This window comes from Corynebacterium sp. LK2590, assembly GCF_040946105.1.
Lineage (GTDB): Bacteria > Actinomycetota > Actinomycetes > Mycobacteriales > Mycobacteriaceae > Corynebacterium.
The window spans coordinates 106,693-123,605 of record NZ_JAYWMH010000008.1 but is presented as its reverse complement, the minus strand read 5'-3'; the positions used below and the strand labels follow the sequence as shown (position 1 = coordinate 123,605).

17 protein-coding genes are annotated in these 16,913 nt (G+C 65.4%); 2 read left to right on the top strand and 15 right to left on the bottom strand.

Features of this window, described 5'->3' with window-relative positions; genetic code table 11:
- Positions 1-5: 5 nt before the first annotated feature.
- Entirely contained in the window at positions 6-1,526 is a 1,521-nt protein-coding gene (guaB, locus tag VVR85_RS10540; protein ID WP_368520828.1) for an IMP dehydrogenase, read from the bottom strand.
- A 133-nt stretch (positions 1,527-1,659) separates the two neighbouring features.
- Between guaB and VVR85_RS10535 the strand changes: the two genes are divergently transcribed.
- The gene (locus VVR85_RS10535; RefSeq protein ID WP_368520827.1) at positions 1,660-2,031 is read left to right on the top strand and encodes a DUF5319 domain-containing protein; all 372 of its coding nucleotides are present in this window, start codon (positions 1,660-1,662) and stop codon (positions 2,029-2,031) included.
- Positions 2,032-2,115: 84 nt separating this feature from the next.
- On the opposite strand, the gene VVR85_RS10530 is transcribed toward VVR85_RS10535, so the two are convergent.
- Together VVR85_RS10530 and VVR85_RS10525 are read right to left on the bottom strand one after the other, a co-directional pair.
- Complete coding sequence (locus VVR85_RS10530; RefSeq protein WP_368520826.1) at positions 2,116-2,931, bottom strand: hypothetical protein; 816 nt, start codon at positions 2,929-2,931, stop codon at positions 2,116-2,118.
- A 62-nt stretch (positions 2,932-2,993) separates the two neighbouring features.
- On the bottom strand, positions 2,994-3,554 hold the full coding sequence (locus VVR85_RS10525) for a sigma-70 family RNA polymerase sigma factor (protein ID WP_368520825.1): 561 nt from the start codon (positions 3,552-3,554) through the stop codon (positions 2,994-2,996).
- Between the two features lie 405 nt (positions 3,555-3,959).
- Between VVR85_RS10525 and VVR85_RS10520 the strand changes: the two genes are divergently transcribed.
- A complete protein-coding gene (locus tag VVR85_RS10520; RefSeq protein ID WP_368520824.1) occupies positions 3,960-4,277 on the top strand; it encodes a WhiB family transcriptional regulator in 318 nt (105 codons plus the stop codon).
- Positions 4,278-4,386: 109 nt separating this feature from the next.
- Here the strand turns inward: VVR85_RS10520 and VVR85_RS10515 are convergent, their stop codons facing one another.
- From VVR85_RS10515 to alr, 12 genes are all read right to left on the bottom strand, one after another.
- Complete coding sequence (locus VVR85_RS10515) at positions 4,387-6,750, bottom strand: ATP-binding cassette domain-containing protein (RefSeq protein ID WP_368520823.1); 2,364 nt, start codon at positions 6,748-6,750, stop codon at positions 4,387-4,389.
- Between the two features lie 134 nt (positions 6,751-6,884).
- Positions 6,885-8,498, bottom strand: a complete 1,614-nt coding sequence (gene groL, locus VVR85_RS10510) for a chaperonin GroEL (protein ID WP_368520822.1) — start codon at positions 8,496-8,498, stop codon at positions 6,885-6,887.
- 18 nt (positions 8,499-8,516) lie between these two features.
- Positions 8,517-8,810, bottom strand: a complete 294-nt coding sequence (gene groES / locus VVR85_RS10505; protein ID WP_070769183.1) for a co-chaperone GroES — start codon at positions 8,808-8,810, stop codon at positions 8,517-8,519.
- 341 nt (positions 8,811-9,151) lie between these two features.
- Positions 9,152-10,549, bottom strand: coding sequence for an L-serine ammonia-lyase (locus VVR85_RS10500; protein ID WP_368520821.1), 1,398 nt, complete (start codon positions 10,547-10,549; stop codon positions 9,152-9,154).
- A gap of 274 nt (positions 10,550-10,823) precedes the next feature.
- A complete protein-coding gene (locus VVR85_RS10495; RefSeq protein ID WP_368520820.1) occupies positions 10,824-11,249 on the bottom strand; it encodes a hypothetical protein in 426 nt (141 codons plus the stop codon).
- Between the two features lie 177 nt (positions 11,250-11,426).
- On the bottom strand, positions 11,427-11,705 hold the full coding sequence (locus tag VVR85_RS10490) for a hypothetical protein (RefSeq protein ID WP_368520819.1): 279 nt from the start codon (positions 11,703-11,705) through the stop codon (positions 11,427-11,429).
- A gap of 643 nt (positions 11,706-12,348) precedes the next feature.
- Positions 12,349-13,401: a tRNA (adenosine(37)-N6)-threonylcarbamoyltransferase complex transferase subunit TsaD gene (gene tsaD, locus VVR85_RS10485; protein ID WP_368520818.1), complete on the bottom strand. Its 1,053-nt coding sequence runs from the start codon at positions 13,399-13,401 to the stop codon at positions 12,349-12,351.
- Between the two features lie 77 nt (positions 13,402-13,478).
- Positions 13,479-13,973, bottom strand: a complete 495-nt coding sequence (rimI, locus tag VVR85_RS10480; RefSeq protein ID WP_368520817.1) for a ribosomal protein S18-alanine N-acetyltransferase — start codon at positions 13,971-13,973, stop codon at positions 13,479-13,481.
- Positions 13,970-14,665, bottom strand: a complete 696-nt coding sequence (gene tsaB, locus VVR85_RS10475) for a tRNA (adenosine(37)-N6)-threonylcarbamoyltransferase complex dimerization subunit type 1 TsaB (RefSeq protein ID WP_368520816.1) — start codon at positions 14,663-14,665, stop codon at positions 13,970-13,972. Before tsaB ends, rimI begins: the two co-directional genes overlap by 4 nt.
- Positions 14,665-15,141: a hypothetical protein gene (locus VVR85_RS10470; RefSeq protein ID WP_368520815.1), complete on the bottom strand. Its 477-nt coding sequence runs from the start codon at positions 15,139-15,141 to the stop codon at positions 14,665-14,667. Before VVR85_RS10470 ends, tsaB begins: the two co-directional genes overlap by 1 nt.
- 163 nt (positions 15,142-15,304) lie before the next feature.
- Entirely contained in the window at positions 15,305-15,811 is a 507-nt protein-coding gene (gene tsaE / locus VVR85_RS10465) for a tRNA (adenosine(37)-N6)-threonylcarbamoyltransferase complex ATPase subunit type 1 TsaE (protein WP_368520814.1), read from the bottom strand.
- A gap of 1 nt (position 15,812) precedes the next feature.
- Positions 15,813-16,913 carry an alanine racemase gene (alr, locus tag VVR85_RS10460; RefSeq protein ID WP_368520813.1) on the bottom strand — a complete coding sequence of 367 codons (1,101 nt, stop codon included), beginning with the start codon at positions 16,911-16,913 and terminating at the stop codon, positions 15,813-15,815.

Genomic DNA, 16,913 nt, shown 5'->3' with positions numbered 1-16,913 from the left:
GCTGCTTATCGGTAGTTCGGGGCCTCGGCGGTCTGCTGCAGATCGTGCGGGTGGGACTCGCGCAGGCCGGCCGCGGTGATGCGGACGAAGCGCTTGGTCTTGAGATCCGCGATGGAGGCCGAGCCGGTGTAGCCCATGGCCGCGCGCAGGCCGCCGATGATCTGGTGGGTGATCGCGTCGATCTCGCCGCGGTAAGGAACCTTGCCTTCCACGCCTTCCGGCACCAGCTTGTCCTCGCTCTTGACGTCGGCCTGGAAGTAGCGGTCCTTGGAGTAGGAGCGCTTCTCGCCGCTCAGGCCGCGGCCCTGCATGGCTCCCATGGAGCCCATGCCGCGGTAGCGCTTGTACTGCTTGCCGCCCACGACGACGATGTCGCCTGGGGCTTCCTTGGTGCCGGCGAACATGGAGCCCAGCATCACGGTGTCGGCGCCGGCGGCCAGGGCCTTGGCGACGTCGCCGGAGTACTGCATGCCGCCGTCACCGATGATCGGAACGCCGGCGGGGCCGGCTACGGCGGCGGCCTCCATGATGGCGGTGATCTGCGGCGCACCCACGCCGGCGACCACGCGGGTGGTGCAGATGGAGCCCGGGCCGATGCCGACCTTGATGGCGTCGGCCCCGGCGTCGATCATGGCCTGGGCGGCCTCGCGGGTGGCCAGGTTGCCGCCCACGACGTCGACGCGGTGGCCGAAGTCCTTCTTCACGCGGGAGACCATCTCCAGCACGCGGTTGTTGTGGGCGTGGGCGGAGTCGACGACTAGCACGTCGACGCCGGCGTCCACCAAGGCGCCGGCGCGCTCGTAGGACTCCTCGCCGGTGCCGATGCCGGCGGCGACCAGCAGGCGGCCGGAGGAATCCTTGGAGGCGTTCGGGTACTGCTCGGACTTCACGAAGTCCTTGACGGTGATGAGGCCGACCAGCACGTTGTTGTCGTCCACGATGGGCAGCTTCTCGACCTTGTTGTTCGACAGCAGCTTCAGGGCCTCGCTCTTGGACACGCCCTCCTTGGCCACCACCAGCGGCATGGAGGTCATGATGTCCGAGACCTTGCGCTGGAAGTCCGGCTCGAAGCGCATGTCGCGGTTGGTGCAGATGCCCAGCAGGACACCCTTGTCATCGACCACCGGCAGGCCGGAGATGCGGAACCGCGCGCACAGGGCGTCGACTTCCTCGATGGTCATGTCCGGCGAGGCCACCACCGGGTCGGTAACCATGCCGGACTCGGAACGCTTGACCGTTTCCACCTGCTCGGCCTGCTCCTGGGTCGACAGGTTGCGGTGCAGCACGCCGATGCCGCCCTGGCGGGCCATCGCGATAGCCATGCGCGCTTCCGTGACCGTGTCCATGGCCGCCGAGGACAGCGGGATGCCCAGCCGGATGTTGCGGGTAAACTGCGCCGAGGTGTCTACCTCCGAAGGCACGATATTGGATTCGGCCGGCAGCAGAAGCACATCATCAAAGGTCAGCCCATTGAGCAGGATCTTATCCGGGTCGTTTCCCCCAGTTTGCACGCGGTTGTCAGTCATCTTGAGTGCCCATCTCCTTAACACGAAGCCGAATTTTGGTGGTATGCACCCTAACTGTAGTGCCTTTTAGCGCCACATCGTGAGTCCGGGGGAGAATTGCCTAAGTCTGGTTGAGTAAATAGGCTTCTAAACTGTGAACTTTTTCGCCAATATGCCCCGCGACCCATTTGCCGACGACCCCAATGATCCCGCCTCCTTCCTGGAAGAAGACGAGCAGGCACAGCCGCTGAGCCAAGAGGAGCGCGCCGCCGTGATCCACGACCTCGCCTTGGTCCAGGAATTCGCCCGCGCGCTCGGGCCCCGCGGAGTGGACGGAATCTTCTTCTACTGCGAGGACTGCCAGGAAAACCACTTCTACGAGTGGGACATCATGGCCGCCAACATGCGGGCAACCCTGAACAACGAGCTCGCCCCGGTGCACGAGCCGGGCGCTGAGCCGGACCCGAACCGCTACGTGCCCTGGGACTACGCCCTGGGCTACCTGGACGGCCTCGACGCACGCTAAAACCGCCCCCGGCGAAAGGTGGGCTCCACCCCACCCCGCCAAGAGCGGTTTAGTTAAAAGACGTTTTCTAAAAGGACCTAGCTGCTACTGCTGCACCTGCGGCGGAGCGAGTTCACCGTCGTTTTCCTCCGGGGAAGCGCTCGGCTCCTCCGTGGGTTCTACCGGTGCGGGCAGCGGGTTGGGCAGCCCGGTCTCGGTCACCGTAACCGTCACGGTCTGGGTGGCCTTCTCCGTCACCGTGGTCGGCTCCGGGGCAGGAGCCGGCTTGTTGGCCTCCGCGTCCTGCTCGGGCGGCAGGGTCTCGGTCACCGTCTCCGTCGGGCGCGGGCGGGCCACCCGCGACGAGCGGGCCTTGTTCTGCTTGACCTCGGCGTCGGCTTCCTTCTCTTCAGCGAGGTTGAGCATCTTGCGGGCCTCGGCCAGCAGGGACTGCGCGCCCTCCCAGTCGCCGCTGGCGGCGCGGGACTCGATCTCATCCAGCTTGCCGGCCAGCTCGACCGACTGCGGATCGTGCTGGGCACCAAAGCCCTGGGTGTTGTAGACGACCGCGCCGGCCCCGGCGATAACCAGGGTGGCCGCGGCCGCACCAATGAGGCCGTGGACGAACGGGCGCGGGCGCTTGGCCTTACGGCGATCCGCCAGCGAGGCCACGGAGGCCCCCGCGGCGTTCCCCGCGTCCTCGGCCGACTCAGCGCCTTCGAGGGGAGCCACCACCGGCACCGGCGGCAGCGGCTGGTGGACCTCGTTACGCAGGTCCATGAACAACGCTGCTAGCTCGTCGCTGCCGTCACTGGGGTCTTTTCCTGCGGATAGATCGGTCAGGAAGTGATCGTCATCAACTAAGGGCTGCAGCTGATCGGCCAAGTCATTAGTGTCATCGGGCCGACGTCGCTTTGACATGATCATCCCTCCTTTCCGATCCTGCCGTGCAGGATATTTTAAAAAAATCTGGTTTTTAGTTGTTATTGAGATTCAGCCAGCCGCTTGCGCAACTGCCCGAGGGCTCGGTGCTGAGCTACCCGGACCGCGCCCGGAGTAGAACCTACGGCTGCGGCTGTTTCCTCCGCGGAAAGGCCCACGAACACCCTTAAAATCACAATGTTGCGAGCCTTTTCACTTAATGTATCGAGTAACTCGCGAACTCTGTTACTTCCATCTGTAACCAGCGCGTATTCCTCCGGGCTGTGGCCGGAGGCCGTCTGTTCCGGCAGGTCCTCGGTGGGCACCGAGTGGTCGCGCCCCAAGTTGCGGTGCGCGTCCGCCACCTTGTTAAAAGCGATGCCGTAGACGTAGGCCATGAACGGCCGCCCCTTGTCCTCGTACTTGGGCAGGGAGGTCGCCACGGCGAGGCAGACCTCTTGCGCCACGTCGTCGGCCGTCGGATGGCGGTGACCGCCGATCCGGGCGCGGCAGTACCGCACCACCTGGGGGTGGATCAGTCGGATGACCTCTTGCAGAGCCCGGCGATCGCCCGATACCGCCGACGGCACCAGGGCCGCTAGCTCGGTCTCGGAATCACTCACGGTTGGGCTCTACTTTCTCAGTTACGGTTTCACAGCATCGCCTCGGCCCGGGCACCCGGGAAGGGGTGCGGGAGCGGGCGCGGGCTCGGTTCGGAAATTAGCCGTCTCAGAACTATACCGATGATCAGCGTCTAATTCATCATCGTGATTTTACTTTTAGTTACGGCACGGAGTCTGCCACCTGGCTCTTTCTACCCCGAAGGTAGTAGCCCACGCCGTGGTAGACAAAGTTCACCAAACTTTAACCTTTGCACATATGGCCAGGCCAGGCAACTAATTACCAAGATTTACATAACCAGAAAACCAGCTGGCAACCAGCTGGCAACCAAACGTTTACCAATCCGGACCACACTGCCAAATCGGAATACTTCAAGTCCCGAATTAACCAATTGAGGAGATTTCGTCGTGTCACAGCCGCATCTGCTTCCCGGACCCAACGCAGATTTTTGGGAATGGCAACTGCATGGAGCATGCCGCGGGAAGAACTCGGATGTTTTCTACCACCCGGACGGGGAACGCGGCCGTGCCCGCGCGCAGCGTGAAAACCGCGCGAAGGCCATCTGCAACGCGTGCCCGGTCATCGAGCTGTGCCGCGAGCACGCCCTCCAGTCCGCTGAGCCCTACGGCGTCTGGGGCGGCATGTCCGAGTCCGAGCGCTCCCACGCCCTGCGCGCCCGTAACAAGCGCGCCCAGGTCACCAAGGTCGCCCCGGTTTCCGTCTAGGCGGTTTCCCGTTAGGGCTTGACCCCTACCGCCACTGGCGCACAGGCCACCGCGCTGCCCCATAGTGCAGCCTGCTGCCCTGCGCCCGGTGGCGCCTTTTTGTGGCTGCCTAGACCTCGTGGGCCAGGTAACGGGCCAGGTAGCTGCCGGTGACCGAGTCCGCGACTTCGGTGAGCCCGCGCAGGCTCGTGCTGGCCACGAGGCGGCCGCCGGCCGAGCCGGCCCCGGGACCCAAATCGATGACGTGATCGGCGTGGGCGATAACCGCCGGGTGGTGCTCGACGCAGACAACGGTGTGCCCGCTGTCGACGAGTTCGTCCAAAAGCTCCAGCAGCACCTGCGTGTCCAGCAGGTGCAGGCCGGTGGTCGGCTCGTCCAAGATGAGCACGTCGGCCGTCGCCTTCTTATCGGCCATATGCACGGCCAGCTTCAGCCGCTGGCGCTCCCCGCCCGACAGGGTGTTGAGCGGCTGGCCTAGGTGGATATAGCCCAGGCCGACGGTACGCAGGATCTCGCAGATTTTCGCCGCGGCCGGCACCCGGGATTCCTTGGCGGCGAAGAACTCGGCGGCCTCCGCGGCGGGCATGTCAAGGACCTCGGCGATGTTTAAGCCGCCGAAGGTATACGCCAGCACCTCCGCGGAAAAGCGCTTACCCTCGCAGACCTCGCAGGGCACGTCGACCCCGGTCATCACGCCCAGCTCCACGTAGACCACCCCGGCGCCGTTGCAGTTCGGGCAGGCGCCGGCGGAGTTGGCCGAAAACAGCGCGGGCTTAACCTCGTTCGCCTTGGCGAAGGCCTTGCGGATGGGCTCGAGCGCGCCCGTGTAAGTCGCCGGGTTCGAGCGCCTCGACCCGGTGATGGTGGCTTGGTCGACCATGAGGACGCGGCCGTCCTCTATAAGCTGCTGCGGCAGGCAGGCCAGCAGCGAGGACTTGCCCGAGCCGGCCACGCCGGTAATGGCGGTGAGCACCCCGGTGGGGATGTCGACGTCGAGGTCGCGCAGGTTGTTTTCGCTCGCGCCGCGCACCTCGATGGCCCCGGTGGGCGTGCGGACCTCCTCCTTGAGGCCGGTCTGCAGGCCCAGCGCCCGCGCGGTAGCCGTGTCCGCCTTTGCGAGTTGCTCGACGGTGCCGGTGAAGACGACCTCGCCGCCGCTCTGCCCGGCGCCGGGGCCGAGCTCCACCACGTAGTCGGCGATGTCGATGGTCGCGCGCTTGTGCTCGACCACGAGGACGGTATTGCCCTTGTCCCGCAGGCGCAGCAGCAGGCGGTTGAGGCGCTCGATGTCCTGCGGGTGCAGGCCCGCGGTCGGCTCGTCGAAGACGTAGGTGATATCCGTCAGCGCCGAGCCCAAGTGCCGGACCATGCGGGTGCGCTGCGCTTCCCCGCCCGAGAGGGTGCCCGCCGGCCGGTCTAGGCTGAGGTAGCCCAGGCCGATCTCCACGGCGCTGTTGACCGCCTGGCGCAGGTTGTCCACCAGTGGGGCCACGCGGGCATCTTCCAGGCTCTCCAGCCAGGAGTAGACCTCGGTCAGCTCCCATTGGGAGACCTCCGCGAGGGAAACACCCGCGATATAGGACCGGCGGGCGTGCTCGGCCAGGCGGGTTCCCTCGCAGGCCGGGCAGTCGACGAAGCGGGCGGCGCGCTCGACGAACTCCCGCATCTGTTTGGGCAGCTGCTGCGGGTCTTTGGACAGCGTCGAGCCCTCCAGCCTCGGTACCAGGCCCTGGTAGGAGATGTTGATGCCGTTGACCTTCACCTTGACGTCGTCGAGGTAGTACAGCGCGTGCTTTTGTTCGTCGGTGAACTCGGCGACGGGCACGTCCGTGGGGTACAGCCCGGACTGGGCGTAGCTCTGCCAGGTCCAGGAGCCGACCTTGAGGCGCGGGACGATGATGGCGCCGTCGTCGAGGCTGAGCGTCTCATCCACTAGCGCCGTGAGATCAATGTCGGTGACCCGGCCGGTGCCGCTGCAGTCCGGGCACATGCCGCCGGTGCGCTGGAAATGGGTGACTTCCTTCTTCGCGCCGGCCTTCTCGACCTGGATGGCGCCCTGCGCGCTCACGGAGGGCACGTTGAAGGAATAGGCGGCCGGGCCGCCGGCGTTCGGCTCCGCGATGCGGGAGAACAGCACGCGCAGCATACCGGTGATATCCGTGGCCGTGCCGAAGGTGGAGCGCGCGTTGGCCGCCAGCGGCTCCTGGCCTACCACGATGGCGGCGGTCAGGCCCTCGAGGCGGTCGACATCGGGGCGGGCGGTCTGCGGCATAAAGCCTTGGACGAAGCCGGGGTAGGTCTCATTGACCAGCCGCTGGGACTCGGCCGCGATGGTGTCGAAGACCAGGCTGGATTTGCCGGAGCCCGACAGCCCGACGAAGACGGTCAGCTGGCGCTTCGGGATATCGACGCTGATATCGCGCAGGTTGTTATCCCGCGCGCCGGTGACGCGGATGAATTCTTGTTGTGGCACGAGACATAGCTTAAAGCACGATGAAGGGCCCCGCCGGCTGGCTAGCCGGGCGGGGCCCTCGGGCTCTTTTCAAGCGGAAGGTCCGCCGATTACTCGGCGGAGCCGGTCTCCCGCGCGCGTGAGCTCACGCGGTTTTAGTGATGGTGGTGGCCCTGGGAGGACTCTTCTTCCTCGGCGGGCTTTTCCACGACGGAAGCGTCGGTGGTCAGCACCATGCGTGCCACGGAGGTGGCGTTGACGACGGCGGAGTGGGTGACCTTGACCGGGTCGATGATGCCGTTGTCGATGAGGTTGCCGTACTCCAGGGTGTGGGCGTTGAAGCCTTCACCGTTGGGCATCTCGGCCACGCGGTTGGTGACCACGGCGCCGTCCTCACCGGCGTTGGTGGCGATCCAGTAGGCCGGGCGGGACAGCGCCTTGGCTACGGAGAGCACGCCGGTCTTGGCCTCGCCCTCGAAGTCCTGGGCGAAGGTCTCCAGCTCGCGCGCGATCTGGACCAGGGCGGAGCCGCCGCCGGCGATGACGCCTTCCTCGACCGCGGCGCGCGCGGCGTTGATGGCGTCCTCGACGCGGAGCTTGCGCTCGTTGACCTCGGTCTCGGTGGCGGCGCCGACGCGGATGACGGCCACGCCGCCGGACAGCTTGGCCAGGCGCTCCTCGAGCTTTTCCTTGTCCCAGGTGGAGTCGGTGCGCTCGATCTCGCGGCGGATCTGGCCGCGGCGCTCCTCGACGGCCTCGGCGGTGCCGGCGCCGTCGACCAGGACGGTGTCTTCCTTGGTCACGGTCACGCGGCGTGCGGAGCCCAGAACCTCGAGGCCCACCTCGTTGAGGTTGATGCCCAGCTCCGGGTCCACGACGGTGGCGCCGGTGACGACGGCCAGGTCGTCCATGAAGGCCTTGCGGCGGTCGCCGAAGTACGGGGCCTTCACGCCCACGACCTTCAGGACCTTGCGGATGGAGTTGACCACCAGGGCCTGCAGCGGCTCGCCCTCGATGTCCTCGGCCATAATCAGGGTCGGCTTGCCGGACTCGGCGATCTTCTCCAGCAGCGGCAGGAAGTCCGGCAGGGAGGAGATCTTGTTGCGCACCAGCAGGATCTGGGCGTCGTCGAGCACGGCGTGGTTGGTCTCTTCCTCCGTCGCGAAGTACGGGGAGAGGTAGCCCTTGTCGAAGGAGATACCTTCGGTGACATCCACGGTGGACTCCATGGTCTGGGATTCCTCCACGGTGACCACGCCGTCCTTGCCGACCTTTTCCATCGCGCCGGCGACCATCTCGCCGATCTCCGGGTCGCGGGAAGAAACCGTGGCGACCTGGGCGATTTCGGAGGCGGAGTTAACCGGGGTGGCGCGTTTCTTGAGCTCTTCCACGGTCTTCTCGGCGGCCGCGGCAATGCCGCGGTTCAGCTCGACCGGGTTAGCGCCGGCGGCCACGTTACGCAGGCCTTCGAAGACCAGCGCCTGGGCCAGAAGCGTCGCGGTCGTGGTGCCGTCGCCGGCGATGTCGTTGGTCTTGACGGCCACGGACTTGACCAGCTGGGCGCCCAGGTTGGCGAAGGGCTCGTCCAGGTCGATGTCGCGGGCGATGGTCACGCCGTCGTTGGTGACGGTCGGGCCGCCGAAGGCCTTGGACAGAACCACGTTGCGGCCGCGCGGGCCCAGGGTGACCTTGACGGCGTCGGCCAGGGTGTCGACGCCGCGCTGGATGCCCTCGCGGGCCTCCTGATCAAATGCAATGAGTTTTGCCATTAGTGGCTACACCACCTTTTACTTTTCGATAACGGCGAGCAGGTCGCGAGCGGACAGCAGCAGGTACTCCTGGCCGTCGTATTTCAGCTCGGTGCCACCGAACTTGGAGAAGATAACGGTGTCGCCTTCGTTGACGCCCACCGGGACGACCTCACCCTTGTCATTGGTGCGGCCCGGGCCGACGGCAATGACGGTCGCCTCTTGCGGCTTTTCCTTAGCCGAGTCCGGGATTACCAGGCCGGAAGCGGTAGTGGTTTCCGCTTCGACGATCTGGACCAGAACTTTATCTTCCAGCGGCTTGATGTTTGCCATGGTGTGATTCCTCCGTTTATGAATCAATGAGTTGTATGTGCCGGTTGCATGCATTGCCAGCACAGCCGTCGTCGCGGGTGAACAACTGTGGGTCAAACAACCTATCTAGCACTCTACCCGCGCGACTGCTAACCGACAACAACACCATTCCCCCGCCGCGCACACGCCCGCCACTCCCCTGCACCACCGGGCCGCAAAGCCATACTGCCCCACCCAGCCACACTGCCGGGTCCCTCCCCGGCCGCGGCCCAACAAAACACGCAAAAAGCCCCGCCGGCAGCTCGTGCAAGCCACCAGCGGGGCCAAGAGCAAGCCCTGCGCTTTAAACCGTCAGGGTGCTACTAGCAGGAGACCTGGGCGACGGTGAAGCCCATGGTCTTGGCCAGCCCGCCCAGGGAGGTCTCCTTGTACTTGGAGAGCATGTCCCGGCCGGTTTCTGCCATGGTCGTGACCGCGTTGTCCAGGGAGACAACGTGGGAGCCCTCGCCGCGCTTGGCCAGACGGGCGGAGTTGATGGCTTTGACGGCGCCGACGGCGTTGCGCTCGATGCAGGGGATCTGCACCAGACCGCCGATGGGGTCGCAGGTCAGGCCGAGGTTGTGCTCGAGCGCGATCTCGGCGGCGTTTTCCACCTGGGCCGGCGTGCCACCCAGCAGCTCAGCCATGCCGGCGGCCGCCATGGAGGAAGCAGAGCCGACCTCGCCCTGGCAGCCGACCTCGGCGCCGGAGATAGAAGCGTTCGTCTTGATGATGATGGCCACCGCGCCGGCAGTCAGCAGGTAGCGGTGCACGCTGTGCTTGTTGAAGCCGCGCTGGAAGTCCCGCGCGTAGTGCAGCACGGCCGGCAGGATGCCGCAGGCACCGTTGGTCGGGGCAGTAATCACGCGGCCGCCGGCAGCGTTCTGCTCGTTGACGGCCAGCGCGTAGAGGTCCACCCAGTCCATGGCCTCCAGGCCGGAGTCCTCCTCCTCGCGCTGAGCCAGCAGGTCCTGGTAGAGCTTCGGCGCACGGCGCGGGACCAGGAGACCGCCCGGCAGGATGCCGTCGGTCTCGATGCCCTGGGATACGGCCTGCTGCATGACCTCCCAGACCCGGTCCAGGTGGGCCAGCACGAAGTCCTCGCCACCTTCGTCGGCGTGGAGGAAGGCCTCGTTAGCCAGCATGATCTCCCAGATTGCCAGGTCGTGCTTCTCGCACAGCTCCAGCAGCTCATCGCCAGTGTCGAACTCGTAGGGCGCGCGCATGTTCTCCGGCATGGGCGTCGGGTTCTCCGCGGCCAGCTTGGACGCCTCCAGCTCCGCACGGGTCTGGATGAAGCCGCCGCCAACGGAGAAGTACGGCACGCCCTCAGCAATGCACTTGCCGTCGGCGTCGTAGGCCGAGAACAACATACAGTTCGGGTGGCCCGGGAAGGGCTCGTTGTCGAAGACCAGGCTGTAGTCCATGGTCCCGGTCGGGCCGGTGACACTACCCTCGCGCGGGATGTTAGTGCCGGCGACCGGCTCCGCGTCCAGCGGCACGTCCAGCGGAGTCCAGCCCACCATGCCGAGGATGACCGCGCGGTCCGTGGCGTGTCCCAGGCCGGTGGCCGAAAGGGAGCCGCGCAGCTCGCAGCGCACCAGCGCCGGGTATTCGACCAGCGAGTCCACGAAGGCCTTGGCCGCGCGCATGGGGCCGACCGTGTGCGAGGACGACGGGCCGATACCGATACTGAAGATGTCAGTCACTGTCAGGGTCATGAGGTACTCCTTTTGGTTGCTCCACTCGTGGCTCGCGCGCCTGCCGCAACCAGGTAGGGGTGCGAAGAAATTATCGCGACCGGGCGCGCCGCCTCTCACCGCCCATCCTAACGGCAAAAGCGACGCTAGGCACGTTCGCAACAGATTGTCATCTAGCTCAAGTTTTTGAGCCGTTGACCTGCCACTTTCGCCAATTGCACAAAAATTATCACCGACCCCTGTCAGGAGCCGGTGAGTGAAGGTCGCGCGACGCAGCAAAACCGCGCCCGCGGCCTTAGGCCTGCTTGTCCGTGTTGATCACGGCCGCGCGCCAGAGCTGGTATTCCTCCGGGTTGTCCTCGCGGTAGTTCAGCACGGCGCGAATGGAGTTTTCCACCCCTTCGACGATGTCATCAGTGATGTCGTCGCCTTCGGCACCCACGAAGATCACCGAGCCGGAAATCGCCCGAATCGGGTCCTGCAGGAAGGCCGAGTTGCCAGTATCAGCGGTAATACGCGCCAACGATGCCACCGGGTTCGGCTCCGCGCCCTCAGCGCGGGCATCCGGGTTGAACAGCGCAGCGTAGGTCGAGCCATCTTCCTGGAAGGCCACCGCCACGCGGTCTTCAGTGGCCCCACCCAGGAACTGGTTAGCATGCTCCAGCTCGAAGGTGATCTTGCGGCGGGTCAGGTCCGGGTTGACAAGGAATCCAATAGTCATAATTCCTAAAACTAGCCGGCCCACCAGAAAACCACACCCTGAGCAGGGAAAACTTTGGGTTAACATTCCGTGAACCAGGGGTCAATAATCTCGACGGCAGACTCTCTTATACTCAATTGCAAACAACTAGTTTGAACTGATCCTTTGGGACACAGGCACGGCGGTTCCTAGCGCCATTTACTTGTCAGGTTTATCGCCCTTCTTGCGTTGTAACTGGGTCAATACGAGACCAGCCAGAAACAGAAACGCAGAGATACCAACAATCCGTAGACCACTGGTGCCTGTATCCGCAACTCCTTTCTCGCACTTCCGGACAGAAGCAGACTGTTCAGCAAACTGGCCATTGGAGTTCTCATCTACATTCCCCTGTTGACTCAGCCCTCTTTCCAACTTCGAAGGTATATAGTTTGCTGCGTCCCAAGCCACAACGGCCGCCCATAAATACGTGGCAGTCATCAGAAAAAGTTTGACCAAAACCCAAGGTGCCCAAGACAGTGTTATCGAGGAAATAATTACCGACAAGAACGTTAAAGCTAAAAGTAAAACAAAGTAATAGGGGGCCTATTCTGATCCCTTTCAGAGGTCTGATCTATTGACACTCCAAAGTAACAGAAAGCTACGATAGCTAATGTCAACGAGGCAACACCAAAGATGATCCAGTGCTGTCGGCCCCAATCCCCAAGAAACCAATTACTAAAAAACGCGGCGAAGTTGGTCCAGAAAAAGAGAAACACTTGGTAGAAGATCAATCCCCATTTACCAACACGGTGCTTCGTCATTTGCCCTCGCTCAATGCTATCTACTTTTCCAGTAAGGTCTAGCGATTCAGATTCCATGCCACTCTCCCTAAAAACAAGTGCTCCACCAGAACAAAGTATCTTCTGCTAGCCATTTCGCCCATCTGCTAAGAGAAGAAAATTTGAGCAAGCAGAAGACCGAACTAGAACTCAACTCCCCACGCGAGTCAACATCTGCTTAAAGAGTCGAAACCAGCAGAAACCTCGTTCACCTCGGGATAACCTCCAATAGGAATTTCTCGAAGAGGGCCTGCGCCTCGCGCAATACCCCAGGGGGCTACTCCGAAAGAGAGATCAGGAGTCTAGGAACCCGCCACCACCAGCGGGGTCTCAACCTCCAGCTGGGTGTCCGTGGCGGTGGCGAGGCCGGAGGGCTCGGCGCCTTCGGTGATGAGTTGGGCGACGACGGCGGCGATCATGACGCCGTTGTCGGTGCAGAGTTTGAAGCTCGGGACGCGCAGCTCGATGCCGGCTGCGGCGCAGCGCTCGGCGGCCAGTTCGCGCAGCCGGGAGTTGGCGGCCACTCCGCCGCCCAGCAGCAGGACGCCGGCGCCGGTGTCCTGGCAGGCGCGCACGGCCTTGGCGGTGAGCACGTCGCAGACGGCCTCCTGGAAGGAGGCGCAGGTGTCTTCCACGGAGATGACCTCGCCGTTGCGCTCGGCCTGCTCGACGTAGCGGGCCACGGCGGTCTTTAAGCCGGAGAAGGAGAAGTCGTGGCGGTGGTCGCCGCGCAGATCCTCGGCCTTGCTCAGCCCGCGGGGGAACATGATGGTGGGCTCGCCGCGGGCGGCGAGCTTGTCGATGACTGGCCCGCCCGGATACCCCAGGCCCAGCAGGCGGGAGACTTTGTCATAGGCCTCGCCGGCGGCATCGTCAAGCGTGGTGCCTAGCTCCCGCATGGGGCGGCCGACGGCTTCGACCTCCAGCAGCTGGGTGTGCCCGCCGGAGACCAACAGGGCCACCGCGTGCGGCAGCGGCTTGCCCTCCAGGTTGGCTACGGCGACGTGGCCGCCCAGGTGGTTGACCCCGTAGAAGGGCACGCCCCAGGCGGCGGCATAGGCCTTCGCCGCGGAGGCGCCGACCAACAGCGCGCCGGCCAGGCCCGGGCCTACGGTGGCGGCCACGGCATCGGGGCGCTCAATACCGGCCTGGCGCAGGGCCTCCTCCATCACCTGGGGCATGGCCTCCAGGTGGGCGCGGGAAGCGATCTCCGGCACGACGCCGCCGAAGCGGGCGTGCTGCTGCATGGACGAGGCCACCGCGTCCGCCAGCACGTGCATCTGCCCGGCCTCGTCGACCTCCACGATGCCGACGCCAGTCTCGTCGCAGGAGGACTCGATTCCCAATACGATCATTGCCGTTCGCCTTCTTTAGTTTCTTGTCATTCCCACCCGGCCGCGCTGGGGCCCGGCACCAGGCTGGTTGTTGTTCTCTAGTTGCTGGTTCTCTGGTTGCTGGCGGGCTGCCCGCCTTCTCGCTTATAAGTGTAGGCATCCGCGCCGGAGGGTTGGTAATAGTTGCGGCGCACGCCCAGCCGGTCAAAGCCATAGGCCTCGTACAGGCTAATCGCCGGCACGTTGTCCACGCGCACTTCCAAAAAGATCGGGGCCTTCTCACGGTCGGCGATGTAGCAGATATTGTCCATCATCATCCGGCCAATACCGCGGCGCTGGTGCGCCGGATCCGTGCCAATGGTGTGGATTTCGTACTCCGGGTCATCGGCCGGGCCCATCCGCCCGATGCCCGCGTAGCCGACCAACAGATCCGCCTCGGTATCCTGCACGCCTAGGTAAAAGGTGTGCGGCTGGCGGAACTCCGCCTGGAAGACCTCTTGCGACCAGGGGGTCTCCCCCGGGAAGAGCACGGTTTCCAGCTCGGCGCACCGGGCGGCGTCGGATGCTTCTAACTCCCGCAGGACGAGGCTCACAGCTCGACCTCGGGGATGGCCGCCGAGCGCGGCTTCGGCGCCGGCTCCTTGGCGTCGGGCCGGCGCAGGTACAGCGGCACCAGCGGCTCCGGCTGCGCGCTAAAGTCCACGGCCGCTGCCAGCGCGGCCGGGCGCGGGTTGAGCGCCGGGCGCACGGCGTCGTGCCACTTCTCCGGCAGCCGCTCCCCCAGCGCCGCCGGGATATAGACGGCAGTCACGGTATCCGGGAAGTCCACCTCCTCCGGCCGGGCCACGTCCGGCCCGCTGACCCGCTCGGTGCCGCGGTAGACGGAGTAATAGATCTCCTTGCGGCGGGCATCGGTAGCCACCACGAACTCGCCGCTGTCCTGGGCGGCTGCGGCCACGGCGATGGCGTCGTGCGAGCAGAGCCCATAGACCGGGATGCCGCGCGCCTGCGCCAGGGCCGAGGCCGTGGCCATCCCGACGCGCAGGCCGGTAAACGGCCCCGGACCGCAGCCGGCCACGACGGCGTCCAGCTGGGAATAGTCCCCGCCCAGCAGCTGGTCGATGGTGGGCATCAGCAGCTCATTGTGGGCGCGGGTGTCCTCAACGGTCGCGTCCTGGACCGCCGACGGTTGGGCACCAGCCGCGTTGCCCGGCTGGGCCGGGTCGATGTCCACCAGACCGGTGACCAGATCCGTGGTGGAGGTGTCGATGCACAGAACCCGCATTAGGACGCCAGGACCCAGGTTCCGTCTTGGTTCTGCATGAACGGCAGCAGGGAGAAGCCGTTGATCACCGGCGGGACCTGCTGGGAGCACAGGTCAACCTCGCTGCGGTCCAGCTTCTCCGGGAAGCTGTTCAGGTCCTCGTCCAGGGCCACCAGGTAGTTGGTGTCCTCCGGGACCTTGCCGTCCACCAGGTCCAGCTTGTCCGGGTTCAGACCGAAGGCCTCCTGCAGCTCATCGCCGGAAACGCCCGGGCAGACAAATGCCGCGGCGCTCCACTCCTCGCCGTAGACATCCGCCGGGGACAGGGCCGTGCCGTGCAGGCCCTTGTTCTTGGTCTCTTCCAGGATATGGCCCACGCGGCCGACCGGCTCGTCTGCGCGGGCGGCGGTCCAGCCGACCAGGCCCAGGATGGCGATGAGGAAGCCGATGGTGACGACGGCCACCAGTGCGGCGGCTGACTTGGACAGTTTCATCATGGTGACTCCTTCTGCGCGACAGTCGTACGCCCGACTATCGGATTAGTTCTATGGGGATTAAGTGCCTAGACAGGCTTGGGCATTGTTTTTACGCCCTGTAATGGTACATCGTGCAGGTTCCGCGAGTGTGTGGCGCCTCCGCGGTAGCCGCGGGCGCGGGCCGCTAGCGGCTGTGCCACTGCCAGGAAATGACGCGGGGGCCGTCCTCGTCCAGCGGGGCATCGTCGGCCCGGGCGCTCTCGCGGTCGATGCGCACGAGCAGGAAGTCGTCGCTGAGCTGCTCGACCAGCCCGCCGCCCCACTCGGCGACGACGACGGCGTCGGCCAGCTCCGTGTCCAGGTCCAGCGCGTCCAGGTCCCCGATGGGGTCGCCCGAGCCGGCGCCGAAGTCATCCAGCAGGCGGTAGGCGTCCACGTGCACCAGGTTCGGGCCGGACTGCTTCGCGCGGTGCTCCCGGGCGATGACGAAGGTCGGCGAGGTCACCCGGCCTTTCACACCCATGCCTTCGGCGATGCCCTGGGTCAGGGTGGTCTTGCCCGCGCCCAGCGGGCCGTCCAGGATCACCACGTCGCCGGCCTCCAGCGCGCGTCCCAGCCGCGCACCTAGATCCTGGGTCTGCTCGCGGGTGCTCAGGGTCTCGCTGCCCTGGGCGGGAAAATCGCTGCGCATCCTAGGCCTCCTGCCGGGGCAGGTAGGTCCGCTGGGTGCGCCCGGTGGGCCGGCAGACCACCTCGTAGTTGATGGTCCCGGCGGCGTTCGCCAGATCCGTGGCGCTGCGCCCGCCAGTGCCAAAAAGCACGGCCTCGTCCCCGATGGCCACCCCGTGCGGGTTGGAACCTAGGTCCACCACGACCTGGTCCATGCACACCCGGCCGACCTGCGGGTAGAGGTGGCCGTTGATGCCCACCTCCAGCTTGTCCTGGAAGTTGCGCGGCAGGCCGTCGGCGTAGCCGGCGGGCACGGTGGCCAGGTAACCCGGCTCGGACGCGCTCCAGGTCAGGCCGTAGCAGGTGGCCTCCCCCGGCTCGATCGGTTTGACGTTGATGACGGTGGCGGCCCAGGTCATCGCCGGGCGCAGGTCGTGTTCCAGGCCCTCGATGGGCTCCAGGCCGTAGCAGGCCAGGCCCACGCGCACCTGCTCGAAGTAGGCGCTCGGGCGGGTCAGGGTGGCCGGGGAATTCGCCAGGTGGTTGACCGGGCACTCCAGGCCCATCGACCGCGCCTGCTCTAGCGCGTCGCGGAACTGCTGTTCCTGGTGGTCATTGTGCGGATGATCCGGGGTATCGGCGCACGCGAAGTGCGACATCAGGCCGGTGACCTCCAGGAAGGGGCAGTCGCGCAGCAGCTCAAAGGCCTCCGCCCAGTCCGCGCGCTGGATGCCGGAGCGGTGCATCCCGGTCTCCACGCCGATGATGACGCTGGCCGGGGTCTCCTGGTTGATGAGTGCCCGGGCGTGCTCCAGGGAGGGCACGCCGACGGTGATCCCGTGGGCTAAGACCTCCGAGAGATCGTCGCTGGGGGCCCAGATCCACGCCGCGATCGGCTGGTTGACGCCGACCTGGCGCAGGCGCACGGCCTCCGCCGTGGTGGCCACGCCGAAAGCGTCCGCGCCGGCGGCTGCCATCACGGGGGCCACCTTCTCGATTCCATGCCCGTAGGCGTCCGCCTTCACCACGCACATCAGCCGGGTGCCCGGTCCCACTTTGTCCTTGAGATAGGCAATATTGTGGGCGATGGCATCCAAATCGATGCGGGTGGTGAGTAACGACAT

Bases quoted from the DNA above. Each gene is read 5' to 3' on its own strand.
- alr (WP_368520813.1), bottom strand. From the start codon at position 16,913: ATGTCGTTACTCACCACCCGCATCGATTTGGATGCCATCGCCCACAAT.
- VVR85_RS10530 (WP_368520826.1), bottom strand. From the start codon at position 2,931: ATGTCAAAGCGACGTCGGCCCGATGACACTAATGACTTGGCCGATCAG.
- tsaB (WP_368520816.1), bottom strand. From the start codon at position 14,665: ATGCGGGTTCTGTGCATCGACACCTCCACCACGGATCTGGTCACCGGT.
- tsaD (WP_368520818.1), bottom strand. From the start codon at position 13,401: ATGATCGTATTGGGAATCGAGTCCTCCTGCGACGAGACTGGCGTCGGC.
- VVR85_RS10500 (WP_368520821.1), bottom strand. From the start codon at position 10,549: ATGACCCTGACAGTGACTGACATCTTCAGTATCGGTATCGGCCCGTCG.
- VVR85_RS10490 (WP_368520819.1), bottom strand. From the start codon at position 11,705: ATGACTGCCACGTATTTATGGGCGGCCGTTGTGGCTTGGGACGCAGCA.
- groES (WP_070769183.1), bottom strand. From the start codon at position 8,810: ATGGCAAACATCAAGCCGCTGGAAGATAAAGTTCTGGTCCAGATCGTC.
- guaB (WP_368520828.1), bottom strand. From the start codon at position 1,526: ATGACTGACAACCGCGTGCAAACTGGGGGAAACGACCCGGATAAGATC.
- VVR85_RS10470 (WP_368520815.1), bottom strand. From the start codon at position 15,141: ATGATGAAACTGTCCAAGTCAGCCGCCGCACTGGTGGCCGTCGTCACC.
- tsaE (WP_368520814.1), bottom strand. From the start codon at position 15,811: ATGCGCAGCGATTTTCCCGCCCAGGGCAGCGAGACCCTGAGCACCCGC.
- VVR85_RS10495 (WP_368520820.1), bottom strand. From the start codon at position 11,249: ATGACTATTGGATTCCTTGTCAACCCGGACCTGACCCGCCGCAAGATC.
- groL (WP_368520822.1), bottom strand. From the start codon at position 8,498: ATGGCAAAACTCATTGCATTTGATCAGGAGGCCCGCGAGGGCATCCAG.